The organism is Amycolatopsis bullii (genome assembly GCF_014654205.1).
Taxonomy (GTDB): Bacteria; Actinomycetota; Actinomycetes; order Mycobacteriales; family Pseudonocardiaceae; genus Amycolatopsis; species Amycolatopsis plumensis.
Map to the genome: position 1 here is coordinate 17,666 of NZ_BNAW01000008.1, position 15,284 is coordinate 32,949.

General features: G+C 73.7%; 16 protein-coding genes. 9 read left to right on the forward strand and 7 right to left on the reverse strand.

All coding sequences use genetic code 11. The features are described 5' to 3' along the window. Position 1: 1 nt before the first annotated feature. Positions 2-1,855 (forward strand): helix-turn-helix domain-containing protein, encoded by a 1,854-nt coding sequence (locus IE317_RS12750; RefSeq protein ID WP_191309627.1) that lies wholly within the window; start codon positions 2-4, stop codon positions 1,853-1,855. 97 nt (positions 1,856-1,952) lie between these two features. On the opposite strand, the gene IE317_RS12755 is transcribed toward IE317_RS12750, so the two are convergent. Next, entirely contained in the window at positions 1,953-3,152 is a 1,200-nt protein-coding gene (locus tag IE317_RS12755; RefSeq protein WP_191309628.1) for an extracellular catalytic domain type 1 short-chain-length polyhydroxyalkanoate depolymerase, read from the reverse strand. A 170-nt stretch (positions 3,153-3,322) separates the two neighbouring features. Between IE317_RS12755 and IE317_RS12760 the strand changes: the two genes are divergently transcribed. Both IE317_RS12760 and IE317_RS12765 read left to right on the forward strand, forming a co-directional pair. Continuing rightward, positions 3,323-4,669, forward strand: coding sequence for a tannase/feruloyl esterase family alpha/beta hydrolase (locus IE317_RS12760; RefSeq protein ID WP_229902679.1), 1,347 nt, complete (start codon positions 3,323-3,325; stop codon positions 4,667-4,669). A 294-nt stretch (positions 4,670-4,963) separates the two neighbouring features. Next, entirely contained in the window at positions 4,964-5,368 is a 405-nt protein-coding gene (locus IE317_RS12765) for a hypothetical protein (protein ID WP_191309630.1), read from the forward strand. Between the two features lie 22 nt (positions 5,369-5,390). Here IE317_RS12765 and IE317_RS12770 read toward each other — a convergent pair whose 3' ends face one another. The 3 genes from IE317_RS12770 to IE317_RS12780 are packed head-to-tail and all read right to left on the reverse strand — an operon-like array spanning position 5,391 to position 8,492. Continuing rightward, positions 5,391-6,371: a TolB family protein gene (locus IE317_RS12770; protein WP_191309632.1), complete on the reverse strand. Its 981-nt coding sequence runs from the start codon at positions 6,369-6,371 to the stop codon at positions 5,391-5,393. Continuing rightward, on the reverse strand, positions 6,368-7,615 hold the full coding sequence (locus IE317_RS12775; protein WP_373309038.1) for an MFS transporter: 1,248 nt from the start codon (positions 7,613-7,615) through the stop codon (positions 6,368-6,370). Before IE317_RS12775 ends, IE317_RS12770 begins: the two co-directional genes overlap by 4 nt. Before the next feature lie 4 nt (positions 7,616-7,619). Next, positions 7,620-8,492: an alkaline phosphatase family protein gene (locus IE317_RS12780; RefSeq protein ID WP_191309636.1), complete on the reverse strand. Its 873-nt coding sequence runs from the start codon at positions 8,490-8,492 to the stop codon at positions 7,620-7,622. Between the two features lie 222 nt (positions 8,493-8,714). Here IE317_RS12780 and IE317_RS12785 point away from each other — a divergent pair, with 222 nt between their 5' ends. The 6 genes from IE317_RS12785 to IE317_RS12810 all read left to right on the forward strand — a co-directional run bounded on the left by IE317_RS12785 (position 8,715) and on the right by IE317_RS12810 (position 12,404). Then, positions 8,715-8,975, forward strand: a complete 261-nt coding sequence (locus tag IE317_RS12785; RefSeq protein ID WP_191309637.1) for a hypothetical protein — start codon at positions 8,715-8,717, stop codon at positions 8,973-8,975. Beyond that, entirely contained in the window at positions 8,965-9,915 is a 951-nt protein-coding gene (locus IE317_RS12790) for an FAD:protein FMN transferase (protein WP_229902680.1), read from the forward strand. The genes IE317_RS12785 and IE317_RS12790 overlap by 11 nt, the downstream gene beginning before the upstream one ends. Beyond that, positions 9,912-10,463 (forward strand): ferric reductase-like transmembrane domain-containing protein, encoded by a 552-nt coding sequence (locus IE317_RS12795; RefSeq protein ID WP_191309639.1) that lies wholly within the window; start codon positions 9,912-9,914, stop codon positions 10,461-10,463. Before IE317_RS12790 ends, IE317_RS12795 begins: the two co-directional genes overlap by 4 nt. Continuing rightward, entirely contained in the window at positions 10,460-11,581 is a 1,122-nt protein-coding gene (locus tag IE317_RS12800; RefSeq protein ID WP_191309641.1) for an NADH-ubiquinone oxidoreductase-F iron-sulfur binding region domain-containing protein, read from the forward strand. Before IE317_RS12795 ends, IE317_RS12800 begins: the two co-directional genes overlap by 4 nt. Beyond that, positions 11,578-11,769, forward strand: a complete 192-nt coding sequence (locus tag IE317_RS12805) for a ferredoxin (protein ID WP_191309642.1) — start codon at positions 11,578-11,580, stop codon at positions 11,767-11,769. Before IE317_RS12800 ends, IE317_RS12805 begins: the two co-directional genes overlap by 4 nt. A 149-nt stretch (positions 11,770-11,918) precedes the next feature. Then, entirely contained in the window at positions 11,919-12,404 is a 486-nt protein-coding gene (locus IE317_RS12810) for a GNAT family N-acetyltransferase (RefSeq protein ID WP_191309644.1), read from the forward strand. On the opposite strand, the gene IE317_RS12815 is transcribed toward IE317_RS12810, so the two are convergent. The 3 genes from IE317_RS12815 to IE317_RS12825 form a co-directional block, all read right to left on the reverse strand. Then, a complete protein-coding gene (locus IE317_RS12815; RefSeq protein WP_191309646.1) occupies positions 12,382-12,933 on the reverse strand; it encodes a YciI family protein in 552 nt (183 codons plus the stop codon). The genes IE317_RS12810 and IE317_RS12815 overlap by 23 nt on opposite strands. A 17-nt stretch (positions 12,934-12,950) precedes the next feature. After that, positions 12,951-13,256, reverse strand: a complete 306-nt coding sequence (locus IE317_RS12820; protein WP_191309648.1) for a hypothetical protein — start codon at positions 13,254-13,256, stop codon at positions 12,951-12,953. 202 nt (positions 13,257-13,458) lie between these two features. Beyond that, entirely contained in the window at positions 13,459-15,252 is a 1,794-nt protein-coding gene (locus IE317_RS12825; protein WP_229902681.1) for a serine/threonine-protein kinase, read from the reverse strand. Positions 15,253-15,284: the final 32 nt, after the last annotated feature.

Below are 15,284 nucleotides of genomic sequence, written 5' to 3' on the forward strand. Positions count from 1 at the left end.
CATGACGGCCGTGACCGCACCCTCGGACGCGCTGCGCCGGCTGCTCGACCTGCTCGCCTCCGGGGCGAGCACCGAGCAGCTGGCGCACGTCGTCGTGGCCGCCCGCGCCGAGGGCGCCCTCGACGCGGCCGACCTGGCCGCGCTGGCCAGCGCGGGCGAGCTGGCCCTGCGGATCCGCGAGACGCTGGCCGAGCACCGGCGGCGCGAGGCCCAGCTCACCGCGCTGTTCGAGACCGCGAGCGAGCTCGCCGCACTGTCCGATCCGGACACCGTGCTGCGCTCGATCGTCCGGCGGGCGCGGGCGCTGCTCGGCGTCGACGTCTCCTACCTCAGCCTCAACAACGAGGCCGAGGGCAAGACCTACATCCGGGTCAGCGACGGCTCGGTGTCGGCGGAGTTCCAGCAGATCGTGCTCGGGATGGGCGAGGGCCTGGGCGGGCTGGTCGCGCAGACCGCGCGGCCGTACGCGACGTCGGACTACTTCAACGACGACCGGTTCAAGCACACGCGGCACATCGACTCCGGCGTCGAAGACGAGGGCCTGACCGCGATCCTCGGCGTCCCGCTGGCGATCGGCCCGAAGGTGCTCGGCGTGCTCTTCGCGTCCGACCGGGCCACCCGCGAGTTCTCCGCGGACGAGGTGGCGCTGCTGTCGTCGCTGGCCGACCACGCGGCGATCGCCCTGGACAGCGCGAACCTGCTCGACCAGACCCGCCGCGCGGTCGCGGAGCTCAACGAGGCCAACGCGACGATGGAACGCGCCGAGGACGCCCACGACCGGCTGACCGACCTCGTCCTGCGCGGGGGCGACCTGCCGGACGTCGCCGACGCGGTCGCCGCCGTGCTGCACGGAGACCTCACGGTCTACGACGCCGACGGCACGCTCCTGGCGAGTTCGGCGGCCCCGGTGCCGCTCGACCCGGACGCGCTCGCCGCGGCCCGCACCACCGGACGGGCGGTGTCCACAAAGGACAACTGGGTGTGCGCGGTCCAGGCCGGTCCGGAACTCCTCGGCAGCCTGGTGCTGGCCGGTCGCGCGGGCCTCGGCGATCCCGACCGGCGGCTGTTCGAACGCGCCGGCGTCGTGACGGCGTTGCTGCTGATGCTGCGGCGGTCGGTGGTGCGCGCCGAAGACGAGGTCCGCGGCGAGCTGCTGACCGACCTGCTCACCGCACCCGACCGCAACCCGCGGGCGCTGCTGGCCCGCGGCCGACGGCTCGGGATCGACCTGTCGGCCCCGCACGCGGTCCTGGTCGCCCACGCGGACGGCGGCTCGCGCCGTCGGGTGGCGAGCGCGGCGGCCCGGCACGCGACGCTGGTCGGGGTGCACGCGGAGGAAGTCGTGCTGCTCGCGACCGGCGACCCGGACGAGCTGGCCCGCCGCGTCGCGGCCGACCTCGGTTCCGCGACCGGCCGCCCGGTCACGGTGGGCGCGGCGGGCCCGGCGAGCGGCCCGTCGGCGATCGCGGACGCCCACGCGGAGGCGGCGCGCTGCGTCCGGGCGTTGCTGGCGCTCGGCCGCACGGGCGAAGGCGCGGCAATGGCCGGGCTCGGTTTCCTCGGCCAGCTCCTCGGCGACCGCGCGGACCTCGACGCGTTCGTCCGCCAGACGCTCGGACCGGTGCTGGACTACGACTCCCGCCGAGGCACCGAGCTGGTGGCGACGCTGCGGGCGTATTTCGCGAACGGCTCGCAGCTGGCGCGCACGAAGGACGTGCTGCACGTCCACGTGAACACGGTCGTGCAGCGGCTGGAACGGGTGGCGTCGCTGCTGGGGGAGGACTGGCAGGCGCCGGACCGGGCCCTGGAAATCCAGCTGGCCCTGCGGTTGCACCGGCTCGCGTCGCCGCGCTGACGCCGCCGGGGCGCAGTGAATGACTCATTCCTGGCGTCCGAGGCCAGGAATGAGTCATTCATGACGCCGTGGCCGAGCTTCCTCTGGCTCTACCCGTCTAGCACTGCCCGTCGGCGAGGACCCAGTAGCCCGGAGACGTCTCCCTCAGCGCGTGGACGGTGAAGGTGTTCCACAATCCCATGGCCTGGTTCGAACCGTTCGCGTACGTCTGCCCGGCGCTCTGGTGCGCGCGGCCCGCCTGGGTGTGGGCGTAGTTGCTGGCGCTCACGCAAGTGCCGGCCGGAGCGGTGGTGGTCGTCGTGGTGCTGGTCGTCGGCGGCGGGGTGGTGGTGCCCGATCCGTTGTCCAGGCCGAAGAACACGCCCGTGTAGTAACTGGAGCAGATCCCGGCCAGGAAGTACGCGCCCGTGCTGCCGCACTGCGTCGGGCCGCTTCCGGGGTCGACCGCGGTGCCGTGGCCCATCCCGGCGATCGAGTACAGCTGGACCTTGTCCGCGTACGTCGTCAGCGTCGTGCCGCCGGGCAGGGACTGCGTGCTCGTCGGCGTCTGGGACACGCCGTGCACCGCGGTCCACTGGTCGCGCAGCTCGGTTCCGTTGACCGGGTAGACGGTGTAGTCGCCGGTGCCCTGCCAGATCGCCACCCGCGGCCAGGGCCCGCCGTAGCCGGGGTACTGCGCCTTGACCTTCGACGCCCACTGCGCCGGTGTCAGGCGCTGGTCGTTCTGCTGGCAGCTCGAGGCCTGGGTGATGCTGGTGGCGCACTGCGCGGGCAGCCCGGCGTCGATGCCGCCGCCGGCGAAGACGTCCGGGTAGGCGGCGAGCAGGTCGGCCGCCATCCCGCCGCCGGCCGACAAGCCGGTCACGAACACCCGGGAGCGGTCCGAGCCGTGGTCGGCGACCGCCTTGTCCACCATGGACTTGATCGACGCCGCTTCGCCCTTCCCGCGCGTGTCGTCGGCGGGGTCGAACCAGGTGAAGCACTTCAGCGAGTTGTTCGCCGTCGACGTCTGCGGGAACACCATCTCGAACCGCCACCGGTCGGCCAGCTCAGGCCAGCCGGAATGGGCGTGGTAGTCCGCGGCGCTCTGCGTGCAGCCGTGCAGGGCGACGACCACCGGACGGCCGGTCCCGAGCCCGGCGGGGGTGTAGGTGTACATCGCCAGGTTGCCGGGATTGGCGCCGAAATCGGGCACCTGGACCAGGGACGACGGCGGCGGGTCGGCGGCCGCCACCCCGACGGTGGTGAGCACGGCGGCGGTGATCGCGGCGAGTCCCGCGAAGGCGAGCTTGCGCATGTGAGTTCCTTCTCGTCGTTGAGAGGGGTTTCAGCGACGCTAAGACGGCTTCGCGGTCGAGACCATGTGGCCGTCCACCACAACGGCTCGCCGCATCATGGTGACCGGCGGGATGGCTCGCGGGCGCGGCACGCGCTTGGCTTGGGGACAGTCGAGACCGGAGGTGGACCGTGCGGGGTTGGCTGGCTTGGGTTCTGGCGGGTGCACTCGCGGCGGCGCTGCCGGTGCCGGCGTCGGCTTCGGCCGGGGGTTGCTCGGTGCGGGTGCCCGGCGCCCAGCTGTCGGTGGCCGCGTGCCTCGACGACCTGACGACGACCGGCACGCTCGCGTCCGGGCACACCGTCGAGGCGGACTGGGCCGGGTTGACGTCGGCGGGGCTGCCCACGTTCGGTGTGGTGCCCGGCGTCCAGGTCGACGGCTACTTCCCGGACTCCTCGACGGCGAACACCAACCACGGCTGGAACCACGACGCCCAGTTCGTGCTGCGCCTGCCGGACCGGTGGAACGGCGGCCTGGTCGTCTCCGGCTCGCCCGGCGTCCGGCGCCAGTACGCGAACGACCGCGCGATCGGCGACCAGGCGCTCGCGGAGGGCTACGCGTTCGCCGCGACCGACAAGGGCAACACCGGCGCGGCCTTCTTCACCGACGGCGTCCGGCCGGGCGACGCGCTGGCCGAGTGGAATTCGCGCGTCACGCAGCTGACCCTCGCCGCCCGGTCCGCGGCGGCCCGGCACTACGGCCGCCCGGTCACGAAGACCCTCGCCGCCGGGCTGTCCAACGGCGGGTACCTGGTGCGGTGGCAGCTGGAGAACCGGCCGTGGCTCTACGACGGCGGCGTCGACTGGGAGGGGACGCTGTGGCGGCCCGACGGGCCGAACCTGCTCACGTTCCTGCCGCCGGCGCTGCGGGCGTATCCGGCCTACGCGGCCGGGTCGGAGGCCGCCCACCAGTCCATTTTGGACGCCGGGTTCGCACCCGGGTCGGAGTTCTTGTGGGACTACCACTACCGCGTCTACTGGGACCTGACCCAGCGGATCTACCGCGAAGAGGTCGACCCGGCGTTCGACGGCTCTCTGGAGGCCGGCACCCCGTTCTGCGCTTCGGGAACGCCCGCCTGTGACGCCGACTACGAGTACGCGTCCCGGCCGCCGTCGGTGGCGCGGGCGGTGGAGCGGATCTCGCTGACCGGGCGGATCGGCAAGCCGCTGCTGACCCTCCACGGCACGCTCGACACGCTCCTGCCGATCACCCGCGACTCCGACGTCTACGACCGGATGATCCGCGATTCGGGACGCGGGGCACTGCACCGGTACTACCGCATCGAGGGCGGCAACCACGTCGACGGGCTCGTCGACGCCTTCCCGGACCGCCTGCGCCCCCTCGGCCCGTGCTTCCGGACGGCGTTCGACGCCCTCGCCGGCTGGCTGCACGGCGCGCGGCCATCGGCCTCGGCGACGATCGCCCGCCCGGCCGGAGCGACCCCGGCGGAACTGGCGCGGTCGTGCGCATTGAGCTGACCGGCGCTGAAGTCGTGAATGGACGTAAATTGCGGTGAACCGGATCGAACCAGCAGCCGTATTAGTGGGTAAGGGGCGCGGTGTACCCGCCGCGCATGCCCGCTGAGCTGCAGTTTTACCGTCCGGACGGTCGACCCCGTTCGGCCGCTTGCGGGAGCGGTGACCGTCATTCATGATGGTCTTCGGGGTTCGCGAAATTCGTTGATGTCGAATATCCAGGTGTCGGCCATGCTGCGGAAGAACCGTCCGTCCGGAAGTGAACGTCATGCTCCTACCTGTGCCCGGGGCCGCCTGATGGCCGTCGACCTGCCGGGCCTCGCGATCGTCGCCGGGCTGCTGCTGCCTGCCCTCGCCGCGGCGGCCTGGGCGATCAGCCTGGAACGCCGGCGGCCGGGGCGTCCCCCGGCCGTCCCCGACCCGGAACCGGACTTCACCGTGGCCGGCATCCAGTCGCGCCTCCGCCGCGAGGTGGCCGCGCGGAAGCTGGCCGACGCGGGCACGGTGGCCCTGCCGACGCTGCCGATCCCGGCCCAGACCCGCCGCGAACCGGACCGGACCCGCCTGCCGTGCCGGGTGGCGGGTATCCTCCCGCCACCGGCCCCGGTGACCGTCGGGTTCCCGGCCCCGCGGTTCGCGTTCGCACCCCCGGACACGGACCTGATGCGCCGCATCCTCGACGGTCTGCGCAAACTGGACTAGCCGCGACCGGGATGTACCGCGATCACGGCTCCAGGGCGGCGGGCGACTCGGCGTCCGGGATCAGCAGCCGGGGCGCGCCCGAGCCGTCCGCCGGGACCGACCAGACGTCCGCGTGGCCCGGGCCGCGGGGGAGGCCGTAACCGATCGTGTGGTCGTCGAGCCAGGCGGGCTGGTCGTCGACGCTGCGGGTCTCCGCCAGCGGCGTCACCTTCGACGTCGCCAGGTCCAGTACCGACAGCCGCCAGCCGCGGGCCGGGTCGCCGTCCACGGCGGACTTGAACGCCACCCGGGTACCGTCCGGGGACAGCGACGGGCATTCGACGTTCTCGCGCAGCGTGCGGATCGTGTGCGCGGTGAAGTCGCCCGCGACCAGGTAACGCCGGCCGGCCGTCGACATCGTCGCGTAGAAGTGGCGGTCGTCGCCGGTGAACGTCACGCCCCAGAAGTTGAGGTCCGCGGCTTGGTACGGCTTGCCGTCGAGGGTGACCGCGTAGTCCTCGAGCGTGCCCGCGAGGTCGCCGGTCGCCGTGTCGAGGATGCCGGCGCGGGTGGAGAACATGCCGCCGTTGTAGGAGTCGCCGGTGACGAAGACCGTCCACGCGAGCATCCGGCCGCTCGCCGAGACCCGCGCCCGGTTCGGCAGCCCGACCAGCGGGATCTCGCGCTGCACGGCGAGGCCGGAGTCGAGTACCGCCAGCTGGTAGGTGGTCAGGTCGCCGTCCTGGCGCAGGCAGAGCCCGGTGCCGCCGGCGGCGTACACCCGCGCGCACGACAGCGGCGACACCGTTCGCGGGCCGCCGGGGTCGGCGGCGAACACCGTGGCGACGTGCCCGCGGTCGGCGTCGGCGGTGCTGCGGAACAGCAGCCGCGGGCCGGGGGCGAGGCTGACCGCGCCCGTCGCGGTGACGTCGTGGCTGCGCGCGCTCGCGAACCCGACGTACGCGATCGCGGCCCCGGCCAGCACGAGCACGCCGACGACGGCGATGAGGATCCGGGTCTTCACGCCGTCGCCTTCCGCAGCACGGTGAACGTCACGGCGATCGCGACCACCGCGCCACCCGCGGCGACGGCGATCGCGAGGTCCGCACCCCAGAACTGCCAGGCGAGTCCGAACAGGACGGACGAGGTGAAGTAGGCGAGCGCCTGCGCGGTCTGGACGAGCGAGATCCCGGTGGTGCGCAGCGATTCCGGCAGCAGCGGGCCGGCCAGGGCCATGAGCACGCCGTCGGTCGCCGCGTAGAACGCGCCGTACAACGCCAGCGAGAGCACGATCAGCGGCCAGCCGGACACCGGCCCGGCGAGCAGCAGGTAGACCAGCGCGAGGGCGCCGTACCCGCCGAGCACCACCGGCAGCCGCCCGATCCGGTCGGCGAGCGCGCCCAGCGGCGCGGCGAGCAGCAGGTAGCCGAGGTTCGTGCCGACCGCGAGCAGCGGGAACCAGCCGGTGGCGATGTCCTCCTTGTGCTGCAGCAGCAGGTAGACGAACCCGTCGCCGACCGTGGCCAGCCCGAGCACGCAGGCGGCCACCAGCAGCCGCCGCACGCCGCTGCCACGCAGCAACGCGGCCGCCGCCCGCGGCGAAACCGGCGTCGCGGCCGCTTTCGGCGTCCGGCGGTCGCGGACGAACAGCACCAGCAGCAGCACCCCGATCGCGGCGATGCAGAAGCTGACGACGAACACGGCGTCGAACGCCTCGGGATCGGTGGCCCCCACGGCGGCCAGCACGGCGAGCGCGACCAGCGGCCCGGCGAACGCGCCCACGCTGTCCATCGCGCGGTGCACGCCGAAAGCGCGCCCGAGCAGCGGTTCGGGCGCCGACAAGGTGATCAGGGCGTCACGCGGCGCGGTCCGCAGGCCCTTGCCCGTGCGGTCGAGGGTGATCACCGCGCCGATCGCGACCGCCGACGCCCCCGCGGCGAGCAGGCCGAGCTTCGCCACCGCGGACAGCGCGTAGCCGGCGCCGGCCACGACCTTGCGCCGCCGGATCCGGTCGGCGACGTACCCGCCGACGATCCGCAGCAACGCCGTCGCGCCGGTGTAGAGGCCGTCGACCAGGCCGTACGCGGCCGGGCTCAGGTGCAGCCCGAGGACGAGGTACACGGGCAGGACCGCGGTGACCATCTCCGAGGAGACGTCGGTGACCAGGCTGACGGCGCCCAGCGCGAAGACGTTCGCGCCGACCGCCGAGAGCTTGCGCCGGGACACCGTCCCAGCATGCTCTCGGCGGCCGATGGTGGACAGGTACACGCGGTTACTGCCAGACGTCGAGGATCGGCGACTTGCTCGCGGCGTTGCCGATGCCGGGCAGGCCGTAGGACGCCTCGATGGTGCGCAGCACGGTGTAGTGGTTGATCGTTTCGCTGTAGCTGCCGACCTTGACGTGCGCGCCGGTGAAGCTGGTGAAGATCTGGTTGACCGACGTGTTGCTGTCCTCGTCGAAGGTCGTGATCAGCAGGCTGTTGTGCGTCTTGGCCCACTGGGCGTAGGCGTCGAGGTTCTTCTTCAGCCAGGTGTCGCCGGTGCCGATGCTGCAGTCGTGCATGTCGTTGCACATGTCGGGCGTGACGAAGGAAACGGTCGGCAGCTGGGTGAAGTCGGACGGGAAGCTCGAGAACCGCACGTTGCTCGCGGCCGGGACGTTGGAGAAGTCGACCCAGCTGTTGTGCTTGCGCCGGTAGGTGCCGCTGGAGCAGCCGGTGTAGCCGTCCGAGGGCATGGCTTCGGAGTAGCCCTTGAAGGTCTTGCCCGCGTCGAGCAGCTGACGGCCGAGGTTGGCCTTCGCGCCGAGGTCGGCCGGGCAGCTGTCGTCGGTGACGCCCTGCGTCGCGCCGGAGAAGAGGGCGACGTAGTTGGGCTGGCTCGGGTGGGTGATCGCGTAGGAGCTCGTGAACTTCGCGCTCTGCGAGGCGAGGGTGTTGAAGTAGGGCGCGCTGGAGCTGCCGTTGATCGAGGAGTACTTCTTGTTCTCGAACATCACCAGGACGATGTGGTCGAACGCCGGCACGGCCGCGGCGGTCGGCCGGACGGCGGGTTCGTCCGGTCCGGTGGCGACGGCCGCGGTGACCGCACCGGCGGTGACCAGGGTGGCCGCGGCGAAGGCGGCGAAGATCCGCTTGCGGATCATGGGTCCTCCAGCACTGAGGGGGTGGGCGCCTCATGGTGCCCGCGGCAGGGGGCCGGTTCGTGAGGTGCTGTGGTCCGGTCGGTGAACACCGGGAAACCTCCGGCGGACAACGGAAAGAGTGGGTGAATGGCTTTCCGGTGTCAACCTCCTTTGGTCGGGGCGCCAGGGCTTTGACAGGTCGTTCCCAGCTCGTTCAAAGGAACGGCGCCGACACTCGGTGCCATGGAACCCACCACCCCGGCCGGACCCGCCCGCCGCGAGCACGGACGCCGCAAGGCCGCACTGGCCGCGGCGGCCGCCGCGGTACTGGGCGCGGCCGCGGTCGGCGCCATCGGCTTCGGCCTCTCGACCGCTTCGGCCACCACCTCCACCTCGGATTCGACGGCCACCGACCCGGCCGGCTCCTCGGACGGCTTGCAGGCGCCGGACAGCGGCTTGAGCAGCGGATCCGGGCACGCGCACACCGGCTCGGGTGCGTCGTGACCACGGCGTTCCCGGCCCTGGCACGACGGCCGAGCTGGTCGTCACGGATCCCACCCGGCTGGGGGAGGCGCTCGCGGTCCTGCGCGAGGAGCTGGCGGCGATCGACGCGGCCTGTAGCCGGTTCCGGTCCGACTCGGAGATCTCCCGGCTGCACGAGGCGGCCGGGCGGCAGGTCCGGGTGGGGCCGTTGCTGGCGGAGGCGCTGGGGGTGGCGTTGCGGGCGGCCCGGCTGACGGACGGGTTGGTCGACCCGACGGTCGGGACGGCGGTGTGCGCGCTGGGGTACGACTGTGATTTCGCTTTCGTTGCCGGTGATCGGAACGCGGACGACCTCGGCGGTGCCGATGATCGGGACACCGCAACGGATCCCGCGCCCGGCTGGCACCGGGTTCTCTTCGATCCCGCCCAGCGGCTCGTCGTCCTCCCGCGGGGTGTCCACCTCGACCTCGGCGCGACCGCCAAGGCCCTTGCCGCGGACCGGGCCGCCCGGCGGATCCACGGCACCGTCGGCTGCGGCGTCCTGGTGAACCTGGGCGGCGATCTGCGCGCCGCCGGGCCTGCTCCCGACGGCGGCTGGCAGATCGCGCTCGGCGACGACCACACCGAGGCCGTCGCCCGGCCGGACACCACCGTCGCCCTCCACCGTGACGGCGCGCTCGCGACCTCCGGCACCGTCCGGCGGCGCTGGCGGCACCGCGGCCGGACCGTGCACCACATCGTCGATCCGCGCACCGGCGACGTCGCCGCCGCGCGCTGGCGCACCGTCACCGTCGCCGCCAAGTCCACTGTGGACGCCAACACCGCGAGCACGGCGGCGATCGTCCTCGGCGCGGACGCACCCGGCTGGCTCGAGCGAAGGCACCTCCCCGCGCGACTCGTCGGCGTCGATGGCGACGTCGTCACCACGCCCGGCTGGCCCGCGGAACGGCAGGCGGCATGAGCTCCGCCGTGTGGTACTTCAGCCGCGCGAGCGGGCTCGTCTCGCTGGTGCTCTTCACCGGCGTGGTCGTCCTCGGCGCGCTCGGCGCCGGCCGGTTCGCCACGCGCGAGTGGCCCCGGTTCGCCGTCGCCGCCGTGCACCGGAACCTCGCGCTGACCAGCCTGGCCTTCCTCGCCGCGCACATCGCGTCGGCGATCCTCGACGGGTACGTCCCGCTCGGCTGGCTCGACGTCGTCGTCCCGTTCGGCGCCGGTTACCAGCCGCTGTGGGTCGGGCTCGGCGCCGTCGCGATCGACCTGCTGATCGCGATCGTCGTCACCAGTCTCGTGCGCACCCGCCTCCCCGCGCGGGCTTGGCGGGCAGTGCACTGGCTGGCCTACCTGTGCTGGCCGGTCGCGCTGGTGCACGGGTTCGGCATGGCCGAAAACGACGCCGCCTTCGGCTGGATCGTCGCGCTCGACGTCCTCTGCGTGCTGGCCGTGCTCGGTTCCGCCGGCTACCGCGCCACCCGCGCCCGCAAGTTCGCTGCCCTGGGAGGCCTCCGATGAGCATCCTGCCCCCGCACCGGCTCGACCTGGCCGGCCACCGGCGTCGCAACGGCGTCGTGCCGTGGGTCGCCTACCACGGCGACGACGGCCGCGACCGGCTGATCGCCGCCGTCGAAGCGGCGGACCTGCGCGGCCGCGGCGGAGGCGGCTTCCCGACGGCGGTGAAGCTGCGCGCGGCCCGCTCGAACCGCTCGATCGTCGTCGCGAACGGGTGTGAAGGCGACCCGCTCAGCCGGAAAGACGGTGTCCTGCTGACGCTTTCGCCGCACCTCGTGCTCGACGGCCTGCAGCTCGCCGCGCACGCGATCGGTGCCGCCGAGGCCGTCCTCTGCGTGCACGCGGGCAGCCCGGCGCTGCCGAGTGTGGCCGCCGCGCTCGCCGAGCGCGAAGACCGGGTGCCGGTGCGGGTCGCGGAGGTGCCGCGCCGGTACGTCGCCAGCGAGGAGACCGCGCTCGTCCGGTACCTGACGTCGGGTGACGCGCGGCCGCTGGGCAAGCGGCCCCGGCCCGCCGAACGCGGCGTGCGCGGGCGGCCGACCCTGGTGTCCAATGTGGAGACCCTGGCGCAGCTGGCGTCGGTGGTTCTCCTGGGCCCGCACCACTACCGCGCGTCCCGGACCGAACTGGTCACGGTGACCGGCGCGGTCCGGCGGCCCGGCGTCGTCGAGGTGGCCGCGGGGACGTCACTGGCCGGCGTGCTGGCCGCGGCGGGCGGCGAAGCGGAGCCGGTGCAGGCGGTGCTCGCCGGCGGAACGTGGACAGCGGACCTCGGCGGTGGCCTGACCGGGATCGCGACGGTCTACGCGCTCCCGGCGCGCGACTGCGGGCTGGAGTACACGGCGAAGGTGCTGGCGTTCCTGGCGGCCGAGTCGGCCCGGCAGTGCGGCCCGTGCACGTTCGGCCTGCCGTCGATCGCGGCCGACTTCGCGGAGCTGCTCGACGGCGGTCCGGCGACGGCCCGGCTGGCCCGCCGCCTCCCGCTGCTCACCGGCCGGGGCGCGTGCGCCCACCCGGACGGCGCGGCCCGGCTCGCGGCGAGCGCGCTGCAGGTGTTCGACGCCGACGTCCGCGCGCACCAGGCCGACGGCCGGTGCCGGGTCCCGGTGGGTGTGGCATGAAGGTGACGGTGGACCCGATCGGGTGTCGCGCGCACGGCTTGTGCGCGGACCTGCTGCCGGAGCTGGTGCGCCTCGACGAGTGGGGCTTTCCGGTGGTGGCGCCGGGCGCGGTGCCGGCGGCACTGGCGACCGAGGCCCGGCGCGCGGCCGCGGCGTGCCCGGCACTGGCGTTGCGGCTGCAGCGGTAATCCGGTCGTGCGGGGGTCGCGGTGCCGTTAGCCTTCGGCACCATGGACGGCAAGCTCATCGACCGGATCCGCGGCAGCATGCGCACCGCGCGCTGCACCGGCTGCGCGGCAGGCTTCCCGGCCACGGAGATCCTCGCGGCGGCGACCCGGTGATCCGCGAAGCCCGCGGCGACGACTGGCCCGCGATCTGGCCGATCATCCACGACGTCGTCACCGAGCAGCGGACGTTCCCCTACGACCCGGCGATGACCGAGCGCGAGGCGCGGCAGACGTGGCTGCGCGATCCACCGGCCCGGGTGGTCGTCGCCCTCGACGGCGACCGCGTGACCGGGACGGCCAACATGTACGCCAACCGGCCGGGACCCGGCAGTCACGTGGCGTCCGGCAGCCTGATGGTCGCGAAGGAGGCGCGGGGCACGGGAGTCGGGCGGGCGCTGACGACGGACATGATCGGCTGGGCCCGGCGGAGCGGGTTCGCGGCCATCCAGTTCAACGCGGTGGTCGAGGTGAACGTGGCCGCGATCCGCCTGTACGAGAGCCTGGGGTTCGTGACGCTCGGAACGGCGCCCGGCGCGTTCCGCCACCCGTCCGCGGGCGACGTCGGGCTGCGCATCATGTGGCTGGACTTGCGGTGACCCGTCCGCCGAACCGCCAGGAGTGAACCTCGATGGTGGCGTAGCGGTCTTGCGTGAGGAGGCTGCGGGCCGCCCCGGGGGTGGCCGCCCTGGTCAGCGCGGCCGTGCCGAGCCAGGTGGCGCCGTCGTCGGAGAGGAGCGGTCCGTAGGCGATCAGGTCGTGCCCGTCCGGGCGTCCGACGTCGGCGGGCGGGCCTTCGGCGAGGCCGAGGACCAGGTAGCCCGACGGCTCGCCGGGGGAGTCCCACATGGTGGTCCCGAGGGTGTTGCGCCACCGGCGCAGCAGGACGTCCCGGTAGCCGCCGGCCTGGTAGGTGGGCTCGTCGAAGGCGAACGCACGGGCGGCGGCCGGGTCCGGCAGGTCGAGGACGTGCACGCTGCCGGTGGGGGTGCCGTCGCGGTCCGAGGTGGGGCCGCGGGCGATCATCCGGTCTGCGTACCTGTCCATGTAGGACCAGTGCGCCTCCAGCGTTCGCTGCCGCAGCGCCGAGGACCCCGGGCGGTCGCGGTGGTAGCAGAAGAACTCCATGGGACGAGTATCGCGAGCTACGCGCTCGCTTGATCGACCGGATCCGCGGACTCCTCCGACAGTTCTTCGGCGAAGATCGTGTCGATCTTCCGGCTCGCGGCCCGCAGTTTCGCCACGGTCGCGACGAGCAGCACCACTGCGGCGGCGGGCACCACCAGCAGCACGGGCGGCCACCCGAAGCCGGCCACCGCGGCGACGCAGAACAGGGCGGAGAGCAGGAAGACTGCCCGCCCGGCGACCCGCGGCCACGCGGGACGGGGCTTGGCGTGCCGGCCGCTCGGTGTGCGGAAAACCGGCCGCGCGAGGGCAGCGTGGACACTCATCCAGACCTCCGGGAATGTTCGTCGAACCAGCCGGGAGGGGATTCCCGGCGGCGGCACCGTGGAGTCAGTCGGGCCGGACCGGCCGCCGGTTACCTGTCGTTATTGGTTCGAGTCCCCATTCACGAAATCGAATTACCCGCCATTCCCGGCCGTTTTCCGCACTAGGGCCGTTCGGCCCGGATTCGCGCGCCGGAGGTCCCGCTCAGGAGTCGTGGCCGGGACCCTTGCCCTTGGTCTTGCCGGGCGGGTCGGTCTTCGGGGGCTTGCCCTGCTTCGCCGGGTCCCCGGCCGGGGTCGGCGGCTCGGCGGCGGGCGGCTGCCCGGTCGTGGCCGGGTTCTCGTGGGTGACGGCGGCGGGTTCGAGCGGCTCCGGCCCACCGGTGCTCGGCCGCGAACCGGAGCCGGAGTGCGGCGCGGTGCCGGAGTCGGCGAGCGGGGTGGACGACGCGGGCGTGGCGGAAGCGGCGGGCGGGTTCACCGCGGGCTGAGCGGGTGAACCGGTCCCGCTTCCCTGCTCGAACAGCACCATGGCGGCCGCGGCGGCCACGGCGGCGGCCGTCAGCCCTGCGACGGTGGCCCACCGGCGGCGGTTCGGGTTCTCGGCCGGGGAAGAAGCGACGGCTTCGCCTCGGCGGGTGGGGCTGGGAACCAGGGTCGCGCCGACTCCCGCGGCCGGGACCAGCGCGTCGCGAGCCGGGCTGATGGCGGTCGTGTCGTGCTGCGCGGAACCGGCGACCGTTGCCGGGGCGTCGCCCGCCGCGGGAGCCGGGCCGGGGGCGTGCCCCGCGGAACCGGGACCCGAGGCCAGGTCGTCGTCGGCCGGGCCGAGGGCGCTCGCGTGCCCCGGAACCGACGCCGGGTCGCCGGCCGGGCCGAGGGTGGTCGCGCGTCCCGGAACCGACGCCGGGTCGCCGGCCGGGCCGAGGGCGCTCGCGTGCCCCGCTGAACCGGCAGCCGTTGCCAAGTCGCCGCCCGCGGCGCCCGCCACCGGTACCGCGCGGCGGCGCCAGCGCGGACTGCGCTGCGTTCTGCTCCACGGCAACGTCGGCGGCGGCGCGTGCAGCATGTCCAGGACCTTCGCGGCCGTCGGCCGGTCGGCGGGTTCGCGCTGCGTCATCCGGCGCAGCGTGTACGCCAGCGTCGCCGGTGCGTCGTCCGGGATCCGCGGCGGTCTCGTCAGCCGGGCCATGGCCGCCTCGACCATCGTGCCCGGGTATTCCCGTTGGCCCGTCAGGCATTCCAGCAGGATCAAGCCCAGCGCGTACACGTCCGCCGGCGGGCCGGCCGGCTCGCCCGACACCTGTTCCGGCGCCAGGTACGCCGCCGTGCCCGGGATCAGGCCGGTGCCCGTGATGTGGGTGGTGTCGAGGGCGTGGGCGATGCCGAAGTCGCCGATCAGCGGACCGTCCGCGGACAGGAACACGTTGGCCGGCTTCAGGTCGCGGTGCACGATCCGCTGCGCGTGGACGTGCGCCAGTGCCTCGGCGAGCCCGTCGGCCAGCGCCGTCACGTCCGCGGCCGGCATCGGGCCGCCCAGCAGGCGCTCGGCGAGGTTCTCGCCCTCGACGAGCTGCATCACCAGGTACGTCCGGCCGTTCTCGGTGCCGCTGTCCAGCAGCGCCACCACGCCCGGGTGGCTGATGCTGCCCTGGATGGTCATCTCGCGCAGCCGGCGCCGCTGGTCGAGCGCCACCGCGTCGCGGTCGTAGATCTTGACGGCGACCTCGCGGGTCAGCCGCACGTCGTAGGCCCGGTAGACGCGGGCGGTGCCGCCGCTGCCGATCAGCCTGCCGACTTCGTAGCGGCCGCCCAGCAGGCCCGGCGGCCGCTCGTCGTCGAGAGCGCTGCGCGGGGTGATGGTGAATTCCCCCATCGCGTAACGGCCACGGGTGACCTCCGCCCCGTCGTCAGTCGGCGGGCGCCCCGTTCTCCCGGCTTCGTCGGCCACGGGCGCCAGGTACCCCGGCGCGGTGGACGGCAAACGTCGGAAGATCACGAAGAAAGTATCGTCCGGGGGCCCGCCGGCGT

Coding starts and splice junctions, on each gene's coding strand:
- IE317_RS12795 (WP_191309639.1), top strand. CDS start 9,912: ATGAGCTCCGCCGTGTGGTACTTCAGCCGCGCGAGCGGGCTCGTCTCG.
- IE317_RS12800 (WP_191309641.1), top strand. CDS start 10,460: ATGAGCATCCTGCCCCCGCACCGGCTCGACCTGGCCGGCCACCGGCGT.
- IE317_RS12750 (WP_191309627.1), top strand. CDS start 2: ATGACGGCCGTGACCGCACCCTCGGACGCGCTGCGCCGGCTGCTCGAC.
- IE317_RS12765 (WP_191309630.1), top strand. CDS start 4,964: ATGGCCGTCGACCTGCCGGGCCTCGCGATCGTCGCCGGGCTGCTGCTG.
- IE317_RS12805 (WP_191309642.1), top strand. CDS start 11,578: ATGAAGGTGACGGTGGACCCGATCGGGTGTCGCGCGCACGGCTTGTGC.
- IE317_RS12785 (WP_191309637.1), top strand. CDS start 8,715: ATGGAACCCACCACCCCGGCCGGACCCGCCCGCCGCGAGCACGGACGC.
- IE317_RS12815 (WP_191309646.1), bottom strand. CDS start 12,933: ATGGAGTTCTTCTGCTACCACCGCGACCGCCCGGGGTCCTCGGCGCTG.
- IE317_RS12755 (WP_191309628.1), bottom strand. CDS start 3,152: ATGCGCAAGCTCGCCTTCGCGGGACTCGCCGCGATCACCGCCGCCGTG.
- IE317_RS12820 (WP_191309648.1), bottom strand. CDS start 13,256: ATGAGTGTCCACGCTGCCCTCGCGCGGCCGGTTTTCCGCACACCGAGC.
- IE317_RS12780 (WP_191309636.1), bottom strand. CDS start 8,492: ATGATCCGCAAGCGGATCTTCGCCGCCTTCGCCGCGGCCACCCTGGTC.